Source organism: Streptococcus dysgalactiae subsp. dysgalactiae, assembly GCF_900459225.1.
In the GTDB taxonomy this organism is placed as follows: Bacteria; Bacillota; Bacilli; order Lactobacillales; family Streptococcaceae; genus Streptococcus; species Streptococcus dysgalactiae.
In genome coordinates this window covers 207,477-226,269 of sequence record NZ_UHFH01000003.1, presented here as the reverse complement: position 1 = coordinate 226,269, position 18,793 = coordinate 207,477, and the positions used below count along the sequence as shown (strand labels likewise).

8 protein-coding genes and 2 pseudogenes are annotated in these 18,793 nt (G+C 40.8%); 1 reads left to right on the top strand and 9 read right to left on the bottom strand.

Annotation, left to right across the window (positions count from 1 at the left end):
* Positions 1–28 precede the first annotated feature (28 nt).
* From DYD17_RS01290 to DYD17_RS01265, 6 genes and pseudogenes are all read right to left on the bottom strand, one after another.
* Positions 29–3,652 (bottom strand): pullulanase, encoded by a 3,624-nt coding sequence (locus DYD17_RS01290; protein ID WP_115252546.1) that lies wholly within the window; start codon positions 3,650–3,652, stop codon positions 29–31.
* Between the two features lie 684 nt (positions 3,653–4,336).
* Positions 4,337–5,944, bottom strand: coding sequence for a glucan 1,6-alpha-glucosidase DexB (dexB, locus tag DYD17_RS01285; RefSeq protein WP_115253236.1), 1,608 nt, complete (start codon positions 5,942–5,944; stop codon positions 4,337–4,339).
* Between the two features lie 87 nt (positions 5,945–6,031).
* Positions 6,032–7,165, bottom strand: a complete 1,134-nt coding sequence (locus DYD17_RS01280; RefSeq protein ID WP_003049479.1) for an ABC transporter ATP-binding protein — start codon at positions 7,163–7,165, stop codon at positions 6,032–6,034.
* A gap of 297 nt (positions 7,166–7,462) precedes the next feature.
* Complete coding sequence (locus DYD17_RS01275) at positions 7,463–8,311, bottom strand: helix-turn-helix domain-containing protein (RefSeq protein WP_115276316.1); 849 nt, start codon at positions 8,309–8,311, stop codon at positions 7,463–7,465.
* A 194-nt stretch (positions 8,312–8,505) separates the two neighbouring features.
* Positions 8,506–8,859: pseudogene (gene dtd, locus DYD17_RS01270) on the bottom strand (D-aminoacyl-tRNA deacylase); the annotation flags it as partial.
* Positions 8,860–8,872: 13 nt separating this feature from the next.
* Positions 8,873–11,092 (bottom strand): RelA/SpoT family protein, encoded by a 2,220-nt coding sequence (locus DYD17_RS01265; protein ID WP_003049469.1) that lies wholly within the window; start codon positions 11,090–11,092, stop codon positions 8,873–8,875.
* Between the two features lie 252 nt (positions 11,093–11,344).
* On the opposite strand from DYD17_RS01265, the gene DYD17_RS01260 reads away from it, so the two are divergent.
* On the top strand, positions 11,345–13,723 hold the full coding sequence (locus DYD17_RS01260) for a bifunctional 2',3'-cyclic-nucleotide 2'-phosphodiesterase/3'-nucleotidase (protein ID WP_115276315.1): 2,379 nt from the start codon (positions 11,345–11,347) through the stop codon (positions 13,721–13,723).
* Between the two features lie 207 nt (positions 13,724–13,930).
* Here DYD17_RS01260 and DYD17_RS01255 read toward each other — a convergent pair whose 3' ends face one another.
* The 3 genes and pseudogenes from DYD17_RS01255 to DYD17_RS01245 form a co-directional block, all read right to left on the bottom strand.
* Positions 13,931–15,283, bottom strand: coding sequence for an LPXTG cell wall anchor domain-containing protein (locus DYD17_RS01255; RefSeq protein ID WP_115252543.1), 1,353 nt, complete (start codon positions 15,281–15,283; stop codon positions 13,931–13,933).
* A 389-nt stretch (positions 15,284–15,672) separates the two neighbouring features.
* A pseudogene (locus DYD17_RS11320) lies at positions 15,673–16,974 on the bottom strand (YSIRK-type signal peptide-containing protein); the annotation flags it as partial.
* Between the two features lie 189 nt (positions 16,975–17,163).
* Positions 17,164–18,687 carry a helix-turn-helix domain-containing protein gene (locus DYD17_RS01245; RefSeq protein WP_115276313.1) on the bottom strand — a complete coding sequence of 508 codons (1,524 nt, stop codon included), beginning with the start codon at positions 18,685–18,687 and terminating at the stop codon, positions 17,164–17,166.
* Positions 18,688–18,793: the final 106 nt, after the last annotated feature.

The following is an 18,793-nucleotide window of genomic DNA, read 5'->3' as shown; positions in this document are numbered from 1 at the left end:
AAGTATCAGATTCTGTTAGACATGGTTTTTAATCTTTTTGACGCTTAGTAAAGAGGCCAAAAGCTGCTACTAACATCGTCATCCCAGTTGCCAATAACCCTTTTGAGGTCATTTCGCCTGTTTGAGGAAGGGTAGCTTGTTGAGGTTTCTGGTCTGGTGTCATCAAAGGACTTGCCTTAGGAACAGCCGTTGACACTGGCCTTACTGACTGTCCAGACGTTGCTTGCTGCGTTTGACTTGGTGCCTCCACTGCGCCTGCTGCCACTTTCAAGACAATAGCAGTCAGTCCATCGATAGTCAAGCCATCTTTGATAAACTGAATGCCTTTAGGGTTAGCAATAACACTAGTTCCAGCCTGCTGCGCATCCACAAGCACCTGTGCTTTTAGCAAATGACGGTACTTATCTGGTAAGACCACGGTGCGCGCTTTACTATCCGCATTGACAAAAACAGCGTAGCGATCCCCATTGGAAGCAATGGTTTGGTAACCAATAATCAAGTCATCTTTTTGAATATCTCCTTGACCAGCTTGGGTAATTAAGGTCACATCACGGTTGACATCTGCCATACTTGCTTTTCTGAAAGCATCGCTTGAGCGACGAAGGGCAATCAAGCCCTTGGTGTAAGCCTGTGTTTGGTAGCTAATTGGATTGGCTTGACCATCTGTTGCCTTTGACCAGTCAAAATGATTGACCGCATCAGACGAATCATAAGAATCATGGATGAAATAAGGATATTCTGCTACGGCTTCAATCAGGGTTGCCTTATTGGGTACCTTATCATCAGCAACCTTTGTCTTGTAATCAGGATTTAAAAGGTGTTTGGTCCGTCCATATTCCTGACCAGAATGAATAAAGGCAGTCCCTTGAGCGGTTAAAATCAAGGTGTTTCCTAAACGTATACGCTTGTGAATCTCTTCTTCGGCAACTTTAGGATCCTTATTAATGGATTTGGCAATAACATCATGCAAGGTCAGATTGTCATGGGCTGCAATATACTGAACCACATCTCCTGGGGCATCCGCTTCAAAATTACCAGGTTGTGCTTTGATTGTTTTGAACAAACCTTCTAGATTTTTTGCGCCACCGGTAATAAAGGCCGCTGTGCCTTCATTAGGAAAACCTGATTTGAGGGTGTTTCGAATATCATCTGAGAAGACCCCAACCGTATTAGTTGCCTTCATCCAGTCTTGGTCGGCTGCTGTTTCTTTTTTCCCCTCATCGCCTTGGTAAGTGCGCCAGCCTTCACCAATCATAATAGTATTAGGATTAATGGCCTTAGCTGCTTTGAAAGCTTGTTCAATGGCTGCCGCATCATGGTCACCCATCATGTCAAAACGGAAACCGTCTACCTTGAATTCACGAGTCAAATAAGTGATCGAATCCACCAAGATACGACGGCTCATAGCATGTGTCGTTCCTAGACGACCTCCACCAAAGCTTTCTCTTGCTGTGCCGTCAGCGTTCATAAAGTGATAATAGTGAGGTTCCAAATCTTCAAATAGATAAGTTCTAGCGGTATGGTTATAAACCACATCTAAAATAATCCCCATGCCACGTTTATGAATCTCATTGACAAGGTTTTTAAGCTCTGCAATACGTAAAGCAGGGTCGTTAGGATTTGCCGAATACATGCCAGAAAGGGCAAAGTAGTGTTGTGGGTCATACCCCCAGTTGTAATTATTATCTGAAGACGTATAAGCTGTTGAGCGGCTCTTGTCCAATTCGTTCACATAAAAATAACTCAAAACTGGCAGTAGCTGAACGTGAGTAACTCCTAACTCTTTGAGGTAATCCAGTTTCTCTACAAAAGCAGCAAATGTGCCAAACTCATTCCTTAATTTGCCATCAAGGCTTGGGTCTGAGGTGAAATCTCGTACATGAGCTTCATAGATAATGGCATCTTCGCGTTTGGTAAAATGATCAATCTTAGCAAAGTCAAGGTCTTTAGGGCCAATGAGACTTGGATTGACAAAGGCAGCCTTAGCGGTTTTAATCTGGTCAGTGGCGGTCGCATTGTTCCACGCGGCTAGAGATTTGGCGTAAGGATCCAAAACCATGACTTTTTCCTGACCGCGCGTGATTTCATAAAGGTAATAGTAGCCTGTGTAATCACTAATGCCCTTGATACTGTCAGAGGTCAGATGAGCTCTCCAAACACCCTTGTCCGACTTGGTCAAATCAGCCTGACCAACCACTTTTGTCTGGTCTTGTTTATCGTAAACGACAACCTTAACACTGTCAGCACTCGGAGACCATAAAGCCAAGTTAACTGAACCATCTTCAGCTAGACTAGCCCCAAGTTCACCATCGTAAGCATAGAGTTTATCTTTTAATTGCCAAGATTGGCGAGCAGCTTGGCTAACCTCTCCGTACGTAACGGTGTAGTTTGCTCCAGCTACGTTAAAGTCCCCTTTGAGAATCACCACAGGATTGTCCTTGTCAAAGGTAAGGTCATCAACGGTAACTGCTTTACCATCTTTATCGGTCACTTTGATGGCTTTTAGCACATCTGACTGATCCAGTCCTTCTAGGGTGGTAAAAGTTGCTCTTAGCTCCCTCAATTCAGTTTGCTCAGCCCCTTTGAGACTAACCTGATCAATATAATAAGGATTGTTGTAAACCTTAGGATCGGTGTCTTTGATAAAAATCTGTGTATGATTGTCTAGGTCTTTGAAAAGGTAGTCCTTAGGTTGAACTTTGATGGCATCGCCTGACTTGCTCTTATCTAAAATTAAGAAACCAATTTCCTTGGCACCTTCTTTTAGAGGCACATCCACATAAGCCCCATAAGGCCCTTTATTGACCAAATCAAGTCCGTTTGGCCAATCGGTTGACGGCTGTTGAACATCTTTAAATAACCAAACGGCTAAATGATCGTAGTTACCTGTTTCATTGTGATAGTTAATCCGAATGTAGCCTTTTTGAAGCGGCTCATAGGCATGAATCTTATAGGATTCATCTGCCCAAGCTTCATTCATTTCTGGCGTCAGCAACTGGAAGTGCTGGTCTTTTGAAAGGTTTTCCCCAGCCTTGTTGTTGATAAGGTAAGAAATCTGCTTGCGTTGTTTCTCTGCTAATTTGACATCAAGGTAATAACCATAATCATCTTTTTTAGCTGTAGTCAATGGAATGGCACCATTTGGCCAATCTTTTGAAGGCTGATCCACATCATCCCACACCCAAAGGCCTAGACTTTCAAGCGACTGGTCTTTTGGCAATGCTTTTAAATGCAGCCGCAAATGATTATCCGCAATCGCTGGAGTTGTTGCTGCCGCATCAGTCGCAAGAGGCTTAGTTGGTTCACTAACTTGATCAATCTGAGAAGAACTAGCTTGGTTAGCCGACAGCTGATTCTCAGTCGTTTGACTTGAAGCGTTGGCTACTGCTGCTATGGTCTCAGAACTTTCTAAAGATACGCCAGCGTTTGCATTAATATCCTCATCAACAACAGTAGTGGGGTGTTCTACTATCCTCTTCTCAGACTCTGCCTGAGTTAGTGTAAGCTCAGTTTCTGGGCTGCTTTCTTGTGCCAAAACTTGCGGACTATAGAGCAAAATACTTGCCCCAGTTGCTACAGATACAACACCTATGCTCAATTTTTTGATAGCATATTTGTAGTGTTTAGACCCTTGTGTGACTCTCGTTGTCATAAGACCTCCTATTGATAAAAGATTCTAACAAGCTTATCTTAACATATTATGCAAACGCTTGCAATATAGAATCCTATCTTCTTTCCTATTTTCAAAAGACCACAAAACCGCGTTAATCCAGTTAGACATTATTTCCGATTTGTTGAACAAGACATGTGATCATTGACAACGAGGGCAGCTAACGATCATCTAGTTTATACCATCTTTGATACAATGACACTTTTTATTTTGGGACATAGACAAGCATCTACTCAATCCAAATAGATGCTTACATATCATTATTGATTTTTTAGATTTAAATACTGGTCGTTTGCCTTTCGTAATTTCTTTTACTACTCATCATAGCTCTTGCTAAATTTTCTAATAAGTGACATTGCTATTTCATACTATTGATTTACCTTCATAAATCTTTGCAACTTATCTTGAATCTGTTTCATCATGATGTACTGTAAAGTACATTTGTGTATTCTTTTGAGTAAATACCTGTTAGAAAAACTCTGATGGCGATCTTCATTCATGACAGTCTTCTGATTAAATATCTGCTCCCTTCACTCACAACTGATAAACTGGCCTAAACGTAGAAGAACTGAGCTCTGTCCAATACAGAACTCAGTCCTTTCTCTAATCACTTCTCTAACAGTTACAGACTAACTCAATGAAACGATTAACATTTTTTAACATTTTTTAACATTTAACACAAAAAGCATCCCAAGGTTTTAGGATTTGGGTTTCTAAGACCTTATCCACATCTGTATTAGTGATAATCACTTCTGCACCGGCCAAATCTTTGGCAAATACTTGCTCTTCATTAGATACATTGACCACAATCACGTAAGAGTCTTCTCCAAATTGACGCTGATAAGCAAATACTTTATCAGCCGTTGATAAAAGGTTATAATCTGCTTCCACTAACCAGTCTTGCTCCTTACGTAAAGCAATTAATTTTTGATAAGTATAAAAGATTGAATCCGGATTAGCAAGAGCATCTGCCACATTAATCTCCTGATAATTAGGATTAACTGGTAACCAAGTCTTTTGGGCTTCAGAAAAACCAGCATGTTTTTCATTGGACCATTGCATCGGTGTTCTAGCATTATCTCGACCTACTTTACGAATACTATCCATAACACTAGTAGCTGACACACCATTTCCCATAGCCTCTTTAGCATAGTTGAGGGATTCAATATCGTCAACCTCCTTTAAGTCTTTGAAGGGATAATTAGTCATGCCAATCTCTTCCCCTTGGTAAATATAAGGAGTGCCTCGCATCAAATGAAGCAAAATTGCCAGTGCCTTAGCTGATTTTTCTCTGTATTCACTGTCATTGCCCCAAATAGACAATACTCGTGGAAGATCATGATTGTTCCAAAAAAGAGAGTTCCAACCTTCTTCTAACTTCAGTTCGGTCTGCCACTTGCTAAAAATGGCTTTAAGAGCGGGGACATCCAATTCTTCTGCATAATCCCATTTAGAAGCATTGGGTTTGTGTTGCAATCCCACATGCTCAAATTGGAATACCATTGACAATTCTTTATTCTCAGGTCGAGAATATTGACGTGCGATTTCAGGCGTTGCTCCCCAAGTTTCACCAACAGTCATCAAGTCATGATTCCCAAAAGTTGCTTGATTCATTTCTTTAAGGTAATCGTGTAATCGAGGTCCGTTACCTGTAATTTCAGAATCTGGTATCTTTCCAATCAGGTCAATCACGTCCATACGAAAACCACCGATGCCTTTGGCAATCCAGAAATTCATCATGTCGTAAATTTTTTGGCGCAGCTGAGCATTTTCCCAGTTCAAGTCAGGCTGTTTCTTGCTAAACAAATGCAGGTAATATTGGCCTGATGCGTCGTCCAATTCCCAAGCAGAACCTGAAAAGATAGACATGAGATTATTAGGCTGGTCACGCCAAATATAGTAATCACGCTCAGGACTGTTGGGATTTTCTCTAGCTTCGACAAACCAGGCATGTTCGTCAGAGGTGTGGTTGACCACCAAGTCCATGATAATCTTAATGCCTCGCTCGTTAGCTGCTGCTAAGAGGTCATCCATGTCATCCATATTTCCGAAAACTTCTGCAATCGCTTCATAATCAGAGATATCGTAGCCGTTGTCATCCATAGGTGACTGATAAACTGGTGACAACCAAATGGCTGTAATACCAAGTTTTTGCAAATAATCCAACTGACTAGTAATCCCCTTCAAATCGCCAATCCCATTACCACTTGTGTCTTTAAAAGATCTTGGATAAATTTGATAGATTGTTGCCTGATGCCACCATTTTTTTTGTATACTCATTTTCTTCTTCTCTGTCCTTTCAGTAAGAAAACGAAGTCCTCAAACACCTTTGAGGGCTTCGTTATATTCTAGGAGGTCTATTTAACGAATAGCTTGTGCTGTATCAATATCAAAGAAATGACCTTTTGCTACATTGAAAGTCAAACTGACTTGTTCACCTGGACTATGGAAATCACGCGCATCTACACGAGAAGCAAACTCTGTTTGACCAAGTTTCACATAAAGCATCGTCTCCGAACCAAGCAGTTCAGATACCAAAACTTCTGCACTCACATTCGCATTTGGATAAGTGTCATGCACGATTTGGTTGCTTGAAATGTCTTCTGGACGAATACCAAAAGTGACTTTTTTACCTTTGTAGCCAGCCGCTTCAAGCATTTTTGCTTGTCCTTCTGGAATAGCAATGTCAAGGCCATCCTCACTCACGATGCGGCCGTCTTTAACTTCTACTTCAAAGAAGTTCATGGCAGGACTCCCGATAAAGCCAGCAACGAATTTATTAGCCGGAAGGTTGTACAATTCTTGCGGTGAGCCCACTTGCTCAATCTTACCAATCGTCCCATTTCCTTGAGGGTTTTTCGTAGCACTCATGATAACAATGCGGTCTGCTAAAGTCATAGCTTCCGTTTGATCATGGGTAACATAAATAGTTGTTGAGCCGATACGACGGTGTATTTTAGCAATTTCAGCACGCATAGACACACGAAGCTTGGCATCCAAGTTTGACAGAGGTTCATCCATTAAGAAAACTTTAGCATCACGGACAATGGCACGACCCATGGCAACACGTTGGCGTTGACCTCCAGAAAGATCAGCAGGTTTACGTTCCAAGAACTCAGTTAAACCGAGAATTTCTGCAGCTTCTTTCACGCGACGATCAATATCATCTTTTTTGTATTTACGTAATTTAAGACCGAAGGCCATATTGTCATAAACAGTCATATGAGGATAAAGAGCATAGTTTTGGAAAACCATAGCAATGTCACGGTCTTTAGGAGATTTGTCATTGACTACTTCGCCATCAATCTTCAACTCTCCTTCTGAAATGTCCTCAAGACCAGCAATCATACGAAGTGTTGTTGATTTCCCACATCCTGATGGACCAACAAAGACGATGAACTCTTTATCTTTAATATCCAAATCAAAATCCTCAACAGCATAGTGAGTCGTGTTCGGGTATTTTTTATAGATGTGATTTAAATTTAATTCAACCATATGTAACTCCTATTTTGTTAGTAAATGTTCTAGTTGACTGTAAGCCTAGAAACCGCTAACATCTTTTATTTGATGATGTTATTATAACAAAGATAGCGATTTCAAAACACAGGCAAAACATCCAAATTTCTTTGGGCACCTTGCACAATAGTTAAGCAAATCCAAGTTTTACGGTTAACAAAATAGATTCCCTTATCTAACATCAAGCAGTTGAAATAAATCAACCCTCTCTAAATATTGACTACTTGCTCTTATCAATGGAATTCAGAGCAAGAGAAAAGGAAGCCTGTGGCCTCCCTAATATTTCAAGAGAAAAAGATAAGCAAAAGCCAAATCATCCAATTGCTTTAGACGAAGGCCCGATTGCTGAGCAAATTTGTCAAGTTTGTACTGCAATGAATTGCGATGAATATAGAGGCGCTGAGCAGTTTGAACCAGATTTCCATGTTCTAACCACAGGGCTTGAACCACTTCTGCCATATCTTTTTGTTGAGTTAAAACATGATGAAATTGCCGCGTTAAGGCTGGGAAAGTTTGGTGAGATAGCAGAGACCAAAGCATCACTTCTGAAAACGTTAATAGCTTTCCTCCAGATTTTTGAGCCAAATAGGCCGTGAGCAGCTGATTTTCCTCCTCAAAACAATCTCTGAAACTACTAGCTGCCAACTGATGCCAGGCATTGCCCACAAATACTGTCAAAGCCAAACCAAAATCACTCTCAATGGTTGGCAGGAGGTCCCGAAGTAATTGCAAGAGGTCAGCTGAACTGCCTTGTCCACAAAGAAAAGCTGTCCGAGTCTGGCTGATAGGCAGAATGGCTTCAAACTGCTCAATCATGCTTTGCAACAAATCAATCAAATCCGCTGACAAAGGCTGATGATGGTTTAGGTAAAGCAACTGACAATCTTTCAACATATCAGGCGGGTTCCCTTGACGGTCCACCAAGTAATGGTACCAAGGCGACAGCGAATGACTAGATGTTTGGTGTTGATCTCGTCCCAAACCAAGCAAGAGGCGTTCCCTCTCTGACAAACTAGCCTTGGGCAAATGCACATAATGATCACCTTCTTCAATACTAATCCAATCAGGATCTGTTAAAGGAAAAGCTCCCAACTCCATGTCTGGAAAATAGTCTTTCAGCCTCATAATTCCCCTCTCTAACAAGATGCTTTAGACAAATTATACCATAGGACTACCCATTTGCCCTGATTTTTAAAGCAGATTAACAAAAAGGCTGACAACCCTGTCAACCTTCTTGTTAATCTGCTAGCTCACTCCCACCCCTTAGTAAGCTTACTAGGAGAGGGGGTTGTTTAGGGCATTCTGCCTATGACTGTAGTGGGCACAAATTCTGCCAATTGCTCATTAAAGCGATCATAAAACTGGCTAGCCATATCGGGCTTTGCAGCTCCTGTAAAGGCGGGACGGTTCCCCTTTTTAGTATCGGCATAGAGGGTAAATTGCGAAATCGATAAGATACTACCTTTAATATCTTGAATAGACAAATTCATCTTGTCATCGGCATCTGAAAAAACACGCATGTTGACTATTTTTCGCACAGCGTAAGCCAAATCTTCTGCATCATCATCTGGGCCTAAGCCTACTAACAGCAACAACCCTTGATTAATAGCGCCAGCAATTTTCCCATCAATGGAAACAGAAGCTTCTTTGACCCGTTGCATCACAATTTTCATCTTGTCTCCTTTGTTAACCGTTGGTCCGCTTCACACTGTAAACATCTGGAACTGCCTTGATTTTTTCCACCACTGTGGTCAGATGCGTCAGATTTGGAATGCCAAAGCTCACATGAATATTCGCAAACTTCATGTCCTTGGTTGGCTGGGCATTAACGGTGGAAATACTCTTGGTAGAATTAGATAAAATCTGGAGGACGTCATTGAGAAGGCCACTACGATTGAGCCCATAAATGTCAATTTCAGCTTGGTAATCTTTACTGGAGTTATCCAAATCCCATTCCACTTCGATGAGACGCTCTTGGTAGCCATCTTGACTCTTGATATTATTACAATCCGCACGGTGGATGGCAATGCCACGTCCCTTGGTAATATAGCCTTCAATGGGATCCCCAGGTACAGGGTTACAACACTTGGCGATTCGCATTAAGAGTCCTGATGCTCCTTGAATAATCACACCATTTTCACTGCGAACCTTGAGAACATCCTTGTTTTCGTGCTTGATTTCGCCACCGTTGACCAATTCTTCTGCTTCTGCTTTGGCCTTGGCTCTTTCTTCTTCGCGACGCTCTTTTTCAGTTAATTTATTAAAGACGCTGACAGGACTGATGTCCCCAAAACCAACCGCTGCATAAAGGGACTCTTCACTTTTAACGCTGACTTTTGGCAAAATAGCTTCAATACGTTTTTTATCAAGATACTTGTTAGCTATATATCCTTGCTCTTGAAAGTAGGAAACCAGCATATCACGTCCCTTATTAATCGACAACTCCTTATCTTGATTCTTAAAGAACTGACGAATCTTGTTGCGAGCCTTATTGGTTTTTACCAACTTAATCCAGTCACGACTCGGCCCAAAAGAGTTAGGGTTAGTAACGATTTCCACCACATCTCCAGTTTTTAATTTAGCGGTAAGAGGTACCATGCGACCATTAACTTTAGCACCCGTTGCTTTTTCACCCACTTCGGTATGAATAGCGTAAGCAAAATCAATAGGCCCTGAGTCTTTTGGCAGTTCCTGTACCGCACCTGTCGGTGTAAAAACATAAATACGCTCCGAGAAAATATCTTCTTTTACGGAGTCAACAAAATCCACGGCATCACCATTTGAAGCATCTTGTAACTCCACTAACTCTTTAATCCAGTTCATACCAACTTTTTGTTCTGCCTGATTGACTTTTCCTCTTAGACCTTTTTTATATGCCCAGTGAGCAGCCACCCCATACTCAGCTACCTGGTGCATCTCCTTGGTGCGGATTTGAATCTCAATCGGACCCTTAGGACCATACACTGTGGTATGAATGGACTGGTAACCATTAGCCTTCGGCGCAGCAATGTAGTCTTTGAAACGGCCCGGCATTGGACGCCACAACTCATGAATGTATCCAACCATAGCATACACATCGCTCTGCGTTTCCATGACACATCGGATAGCAATCAAATCAAAAATTTGATCAAAACGTTTTTTCTTGTCACGCATTTTTCGATAAACCGAGTAAATGTGTTTTGGTCGACCATAAACATCTCCAAACAACCCTTGCTCGGTGGTATAAGACTTAATTTTAGTAACAATATCATCGACCAAGGCTTCACGCTCACGACGTTTTTCTTTCATCATATGAGAGATCTTGTAAAATTCCGTTTCGTTCAGGTAACGGAAAGACAAATCTTCTAATTCCCATTTGATACGACTAATCCCCAAACGGTGCGCCAGGGGAGCATAAATTTCCATCGTTTCACGTGATATACGTTCTTGCTTATCCTTACGCAGATGTTTCAGAGTCCGCATATTGTGTAATCGGTCAGATAATTTAACCAAAATCACTCGAATATCCTTTGACATAGCCATTAACATTTTGCGGTGATTTTCCGCTAATTGTTCTTCATGTGATTTATATTCTACTTTACCTAATTTGGTTACCCCATCGACAATATCACGAACATCTTTACCAAAGTCAAACTCAATATTATCTAATGTAATGTCCGTATCTTCTACCACATCATGTAAAAAGCCACAAGCCACCGTCACAGCATCTAAGTGCAAATCTGCTAAAATCCCTGCCACCTGAATAGGATGAACAATGTATGGCTCACCTGATTTCCTCACTTGATAAAAATGAGCAGCAGTTGCATAATCCAAAGCTTTTTTTACGAAGGCTACATCGGCCCTGTTCATGTATTTGGCTGCTAAGGCAACAACTTCTTCTCCTGTTAAATTGATTTCTTTTGCCATTCGTTCCCTCGTCTAAAATTTCTTGTCCCTATTTTAACACTTTCACCTCAAAAGCAAAAGAAGGAATCCTTAAAGAAAGCGGTTAGAATCGGCCTTCTTCACCAATAGTGTCTGTTTGGATAATCTCATTTTTTATTAACCAAATATTTTCATTTAAAAGTCTAAAAATAGTTCGCGTTTTTGATTGATGCAATCGCTTTTATAAGCTGTAATGAAGAGGTAATGTCATTTTTAGGAAAATGAGGAGATTTTATGAAGACAAAAGGATACCTGTCTAAAAGTGCCATTTTCTTGGCCATGTTAGTTACTGCTGGAGCTGCCCAGCTCACTCAAGCAGAAGATGTTAGTGCTGTTGAACCGCTAACAGCCACCAATCCTGCATCGAGCACTATCATTCCCGCAGAAACAACGCCTCTAAAAGTAGACAATACGCCAACACCTGCTAAAACAACCCCCATTTCAAACCTGATAAATCCTGCTAGTCCTGAACTAGTAACTGCATCAGCAGACAATGCTACTGTGACAGCGCCTGTGGAAGGGCAATCCGTTGATGTTCGTATTTTATCAACAAGGGACCTCCACTCTAACTTGGTTAACTATGACTACTATCAAGATAAAGAAGCTCAGTCTCTTGACTTAGCAAAAACAGCTGTGCTTATTGATACAGCTAAAAAAGAAAACCTAAATGTGGTGCTCGTTGACAATGGTGATATTCTCCAAGGAACTCCACTAGCTACTTACAAGGCTATCGTTGATCCTGTGGAAATTGGTGAAGTGCATCCCATGTATGCTGCCTTAAAGGCTCTGAACTTCGATGCTTCCACTCTTGGCAACCATGAATTTAACTATGGTTTGGATTATCTAGACCGAGTAATGGCAACTGCTGGCCTCCCCATTGTTAACACTAATGTCCTTGATGCCAAAACGGGTGCCCCTAAATTTAAACCCTTTGATATTCTAACCAAAACTTTTACCGATAAAGAGGGCAAAGCTGTTTCTTTGAAAATCGGTATCACAGGTATCGTTCCTCCTCAAATCATGAGCTGGGATAAAGCTAATCTAACTGGAAAAGTTACCGTCAAAGATGCTGTTGAAGCCGTCAAAGAAGTAATCCCTACTATTCGTGCCGCAGGCGCAGACCTTGTTCTTGTGCTTGCCCACACTGGTATCGGTGATGATGTCTATGAAGTTGGTGAAGAAAATGTTGGCTATCAGATTGCTAGCCTTGAAGGGGTTGACGCAGTTGTTACAGGTCATTCCCACGCTGATTTTCCAGCTTTACCAGATGGTAGCTTTTACGATAAGTTCAAAGGCGTTGATGGTAAAAAAGGGTTGATCAATGGCGTTCCCGTTACCATGGGAGGCAAATACGGCGACCACCTTGGAGTGATCGATGTGAACCTCACCTATACGAATGGGCAATGGAAGGTTAACAAAGATCAAAGCCGTGCTGAAACGCGTCAAATCGATCACAAATCAAGCCAAGTTGACCCTGCTATTATCGCGATTGCCAAAGAAGCTCATGACGGCACTATTGCCTACGTTCGTCAACACGTAGGAACCACCACAGCTCCCATCAACAGTTACTTTGCTTTGGTCAAGGACGATCCATCGATTCAAATCGTTAATAACGCTCAACGCTGGTATGCTGAAAAAGAATTGGCTGGAACACCTGAAGCCAACCTTCCTTTATTATCAGCTGCTGCCCCATTTAAAGCAGGAACTCGTAATGACGCCTCAGCCTACACCGATATTCCTGCTGGTCCCATCGCTATCAAAAATGTTGCTGATCTTTACCTTTACGACAATGTCACCGCTATCTTGAAAGTGACTGGTGCTGACTTGAAAGAGTGGTTAGAAATGTCTGCTGGACAGTTCAACACCATTGATCCGACCAAATCGGAACCTCAAGACTTGGTTAACACTTCTTACCGCACTTATAACTTTGATGTTATCGACGGAATTACCTACGAGTTCGATGTGACCCAAAAGAACAAATACGATAGCAAAGGCACTCTTGTGAACCCAAAAGCAAGTCGTGTCCGCAACTTGACATACGTGGGCAAGGCCATCGATCCGAAACAAGAGTTTATGGTAGTAACCAATAACTACCGCGCTAGTGGTAATTTCCCTGGAGTCAAAAATGCTACAATGAACCGTCTACTTAATCTTGAAAACCGTCAAGCTATCATCAACTACATCATTGCTGAAAAGCATATCAATCCAAGTGCTGATCATAACTGGTATTTTGCCGACACCATCAAAGGTCTCAACCTACGTTTCCTCAACGCTGACAAAGCAAAAGGATTGGTTAGTCACTACAAAGATATTCGCTATCTTGGTCCTTCATCAGCAGAAGGTTTTGGCGATCACAGCTTTACTTATGTCGCTCCTAGCCAAAGCAAAAGCACAACAAGCCAAACCCTCCCTGGCCAATCCTTTAGTGACCAAGATCGTCAAGCTATCCACCAACTAGCAGCCCGAGTTTACCAAGAAACTCATCAAACAGCTAGCAAAAAGGACAACCAACTTCCTGCAGCAGGTGATGGAGCTTCAAACAATTTCATCGTTTTCGGTATTAGCTTGGCAGGTTTAGCAGCTCTATTTGGTCTGAAAAAGGAAGGCAACTAAGACTTCTGATTACCAGAACTTTAGTGCCAAAACCTCATCTTAAACATGACTAGCGGATGCTCTCACTCTATGTTGATAAATACTTAGAGCGAGAGCATTTTTTTGAGGACTTGCTATTGTCAGCTCATGGTTAAGCCCTTCTTTGATAACAAAAAACAAACTAGCTCATAAAAGCTAGTTTGTTTGGTTTTGGAATAAGACCAATTCTTAGTTTTCTTCTTTGCGTTTTACAACTGCTGCTACACCAGCTGTTGCCATAACCGCAAGCGCTGCTGCTGTGAAGAATGGGTTAACAACTTCGCCAGTTGATGGCAATTGGTTGTCAGCTTTCTTCACTTCAGGTTTAGCGACTACTGCTTTACCTGCTTGATCAGCTTTTACAACAGTACCTGACTTAGATGGAGCTTTAGGTGCTTCTGGTTTTGTTTCTGAATTAACTTCTGGTTTAGATGGAACTTTAGGCGCTTCTGGTTTAACGTCTGGCTTAGATGGAACTTTAGGCGCTTCTGGTTTTGTTTCTGAACCTGGTTTTTTGATGTCTTTAGCATCTAGGTAAACACTACGTTCTGCCCCTGTCATTGCTTCAGATAATTTTTTACCATTAACAAAAATGTCATACAAAGTGCCATCTAAAAGACCTTTAGAAAATACAGCTTTTCCGTCAGCTCCTGTCACTACTGTCTCTACCAAGCGACCTGTTCTATGTTTCAAAACAACTTCTTGTCCAGCTAGAGGTTCTGCTGACTCATCAAGAGCAACAACAACTAACGGTGTCTTACTATATTCTGGTTCAACTGTTCCTTTACCATCAACTGTAAAACTAGATGAGCGCTTGTCGCCATCAACACCAGTTCGTAAAGTATACCCCTGAGCAACGCCATCTACAAGAACTGTTAAGCTGCGACCTAAAGGAAGCTTCTCAAAAACAGCTTGTCCCTTTGCATCAGTCTTCACAGTTGCAAGCGTTTTGCGTTCACCTGTTGTATCTACCACTTGAACGTCTTTACCAGACAATACCTTACCTGCAGGATCTGTTACTGTAGCTGTAAAGGTAAAATCTCCCTTGATCACATGGTCATGATGATGGTGATGAGAATCACCATGTCCATCATCAAATGGTTTAGAAAGATCAATCTTATCTAATAAAACAACGTGATTATGGTCGCCGTGTGGGTACATCAACGCCTTACCTTCTGAAGTATCCAATAGTTGAATCTTATCTACTGATACACCTGCATATTTAGCAATATGCGCTTTTTTAGCGGCAACGTCAGCTTCTGCTGCTGGTTTAGCCTCAGGAGCAGGCTGTGCAGTTGTTGCAGCAGGTTTTGCAGCTTCTGCTTCTTTTGCAACAGCTTCAGCAGCCTTAGGTAACGGTTGACTCGCTTTATCTGCAACATCTTTAGTCGCTTCAGCTTTGGGTTGCACCACAGCGTGGCTATCCACTGGTGCTGATTCTTCAGCAAAGGCAACTGATCCGTTAGCTGACATCGCTAAACCAGCGGCCATTAAAGCAGCTGGAATGAGTAGAGAGTATTGAGCAGCATGTTTCTTTTTCATTAATAACTCCTTATATTATAGCATTTTATATAATTAACTGGTTAACCATATACCCATAATAGCAAAAGAAATACCCACTGTCAACTGTTTAAAGCTATTGACATGTCATCAATATCAATAGTTTTTCAAATAATCACACCAAACATCTACTATGCCCTTAAATACCAAAGGAGACTCTCACTCAAAGCTTTGTGACAGTTATTGAACAAAACTATTTTTAGCTTTGACACTTTGACCGTTTTAAAAGATACGTTTCCTGACTTTGCACACCACAAATCACAAAAAAGAGAGAATCAATCTTGATTCTCTCTTAGGTTTAGCTTTTATCTTCCTCACTACAGGTGATAAAAACCTGTTTTACGCTATAAGAAGACTTAGTCTTCTTTACGTTTTGCGACTACTGCTACACCAGCTGTTGCCATAACCGCAAGCGCTGCTGCTGTGAAGAATGGGTTAACAACTTCGCCAGTTGATGGCAATTGGTTATTAGCTTTCTTCATTTCAGGTTTAGCGACCGCTGCTTTACCTGCTTGGGCTGCTTTTGCAACAGTACCTGGTTTAGCTTCTGGCTTAGCTTCTGGTTTAGCTTCTGGCTTAGCTTCTGGTTTAGCTTCTGGTTTAACTTCTGGTTTAACTTCTGGCTTAGCTTCTGGTTTAACTTCTGGTTTAACTTCTGGCTTAGCTTCTGGTTTAACTTCTGGTTTAGCTTCTTTCAATTTAGCAATTTCTTCAGCTTGTTTTGCTAATTGGGCTTTCAAGCTTTCGATTTCAGCTTTCGCTGCTTCGTTAGCTTTACGTGCTGCTTCAAGGTCACGGCGTGTGCCTTTACGGCTAATGTCTAAGATCTTGTTGTCTTCTGCAAGTTTTTCAGCTTTAGCGGTAGCTTCTGCTAGGGCTGCTTCGGTTTCTTTCTTAGCTTTTCTTAGAGCTTCAAGATCACGGCTGACACCTTTATGGCTGAGTTTTAGAATCGCTTTTTCTTCGTTAGCTTTAGCAAGTTCTTCTTTAGAAGCTTCATTAGCTTTACGTGCCGCCTCAAGGTCACGACTTACACCTTTGTGGCTAAGTTTAAGGATTGCTTTTTCTTCGTTAGCTTTAGCAATCTCCTCTTTGGCTGCTTCATTAGCTTTGCGTGCTGCCTCAAGGTCACGGCGTGTGCCCTTACGGCTAATGTCTAAGATTTTATTCTCTTCTGTAAGTCTGCCTTTCTCTTCTGTAAGTCTGGCTTTCTCTTCTTCTAGATTCTTACGAATTTGATTTTGAACATCAGCAAGATCAAAGTAATTTAACTCAGCCTCTTTTAGGTCTTTTTCTAATTTAACATTTTGATTTGTTAACTCTTCAAGTTGGGCATTTAATGTAACTTTTTCTTTTTCAAGTTCTTCAGCCCTTTTAAAATCTCTTCCTGCAACATCCATTGCATCTTCAAGATTTGCTTTCAACTTTTCATTTTCAGTGGTTAATTTTTCACTTTCATTTTTTAAGCGATGATTTTCAGTTTCTAAGCCGTTAACCCTTTCTAACATTGAATCTGTATCTGCAAGCATTCTACGAGTAACAGGTTGTGCACTAACCTCAGTTGTGTTAACAACCAACCCTCCTCCCAAGACACTCAAAGCAACAGCTACTGAGGCAGTTCCTTTTTTCAGTTTTCTCAGTGAATACTGTTTGTTTGTGTTATTTCTAGCCATTTTTTCTCCTTATTCTTCATTTGTTGTCTAGAAGTTTAGAAAAGTCTTATCTAAGATTATTTCTAACAAGATAATTATAAAAAAAACAACCTTCCCAAAGCAAGGTCACTTTTTTTAGTATTTAATAGTTGTCGACTTTATCTCTAATTTTCAAAACATTTAATATTAATAAAGTCATCTTTTTATGCATCAAACTTTTAAATGACTAAATTGTTTCTCTTCATTGATTCTCACTCTCAAAAAAGCATTTAATTTATGAGCGATGACACTAGGAATCATCTGGCTAAAGAAGAGCACTTCTGAGTCCTCCTGCTGATTAAGGATGATGTCTGTGACTATCACATGATACTCCTGAGTCAGGTAGGTCTGGTCAATCTTTAGTTCTCCAAGTTCGTTAAAACTTGTGATGTCAAAGAACTCCCCGAAATAGCGTTTTAAAAAGTTGGCAACATTACTGTAGCTTTTCTCAATGACTAGTAGTTTCAATTTATGCCTTGATTGACTGATTTCTAAAAAAATATTTTCCCAGGTGATGAACAAGCAATACAGGAGATGTTCCATGGTTCTCTCACTGATCTCTTGATCTTCTGATACCAACAGGTCACTTGAATAGGCGACAAAAGTTTCATAGATTACGCGGTAATGCTTGTAAAAGTACTTGAGATATTCTTTTTTATAATTATAGATTAAAAAGTTAGCGCTAATCACTTCTTCCTCAAGGATAATCGTGTTCTGAAGACGTCTGGCAAGGTCGTATTTATTGGAAATGCTTAATGTTAATGTTCTTTCCATGTCATCTAACAGTGAAATCCAAGACACTATATTACGGACAGGCGCTTCCTTCTCTTTTTTCTCACCTTTTAATTGCATGAGGGGTCCTAACTCTAAGCCGTCATTAAGGTAGTTGGAAAAGATTTCTGAGAGGGCTGTTTCTTCCAAGGGGATATCAAATCTCAAGACAAACAAAGAGGAGAGATCCTTCATCTCTAAGGAATCTTTTAAGGCTTCTACAAAGAGATGCCCCAAGCCTTTATCTTTTCGATTAATGGCAAATCCTTGATAAAAACGAATCAAGTTAACACTGCTTAAAACCTTAAGGTGTTGAAACAGAGCAAAATCGATGGTCACGTCTGTTTGCTTGCCCATCAAAGTAATCAATCGCTCCAGATTGCTCTGATTCACGATGTCTTCAAAAGGCCACTCAGAAATTGTGTAGGCTTCCGAAAAATATTTGAGGTAAAATAAACGAATTTGATGTTCATCCCCAATCACCATAACGGGTCTTGTCGAAATTTTGATGCCAAACTCTTTTTTGAGATAACTGTTGGTTCTTGTGATTAATCGCTTAAGGGTTGATAAACTGATAAACAACTCCTCCGCCAATTCCTCTAGAGATCCAAATTCTTTAAAAAACAAGGTTGATAACAACTGTAATGATTGAGATTCTCTCATGGCCTTTTGATAGACCTCTTGCAAACCACAATGATCATTATATTCGATGGTCAGGTAACCTTCTTCATAGGTGATACTTCCCACAGAATCTATAAACTGTAAGTTGGCAACACAGGCTTGCAAGGTTGATAATGAACTGCCTAACACTTTACACAAGTCACTATCTTTATGCCCTATTCTTTCAGAATGTTCCGTTAAGTAGGCGATTAACTCAAGCTCTCTCCATTGTTGCTTGGTAAAAAGTTTACTAGCATCGGTCATTTATCATCTCGTCCTTTCTAATCTTTTAGTTGTTATACCAATAATCTTTTAACATTTTCTATTGACTACAAAACGACTTAAATTATACCACATTTACCCTTTAGTA

Bases quoted from the DNA above. Each gene is read 5' to 3' on its own strand.
- DYD17_RS01260 (WP_115276315.1), top strand. From the start codon at position 11,345: ATGAAGACAAAAGGATACCTGTCTAAAAGTGCCATTTTCTTGGCCATG.
- DYD17_RS01245 (WP_115276313.1), bottom strand. From the start codon at position 18,687: ATGACCGATGCTAGTAAACTTTTTACCAAGCAACAATGGAGAGAGCTT.
- DYD17_RS01265 (WP_003049469.1), bottom strand. From the start codon at position 11,092: ATGGCAAAAGAAATCAATTTAACAGGAGAAGAAGTTGTTGCCTTAGCA.
- DYD17_RS01275 (WP_115276316.1), bottom strand. From the start codon at position 8,311: ATGAGGCTGAAAGACTATTTTCCAGACATGGAGTTGGGAGCTTTTCCT.
- DYD17_RS01290 (WP_115252546.1), bottom strand. From the start codon at position 3,652: ATGACAACGAGAGTCACACAAGGGTCTAAACACTACAAATATGCTATC.
- DYD17_RS01280 (WP_003049479.1), bottom strand. From the start codon at position 7,165: ATGGTTGAATTAAATTTAAATCACATCTATAAAAAATACCCGAACACG.
- DYD17_RS01255 (WP_115252543.1), bottom strand. From the start codon at position 15,283: ATGAAAAAGAAACATGCTGCTCAATACTCTCTACTCATTCCAGCTGCT.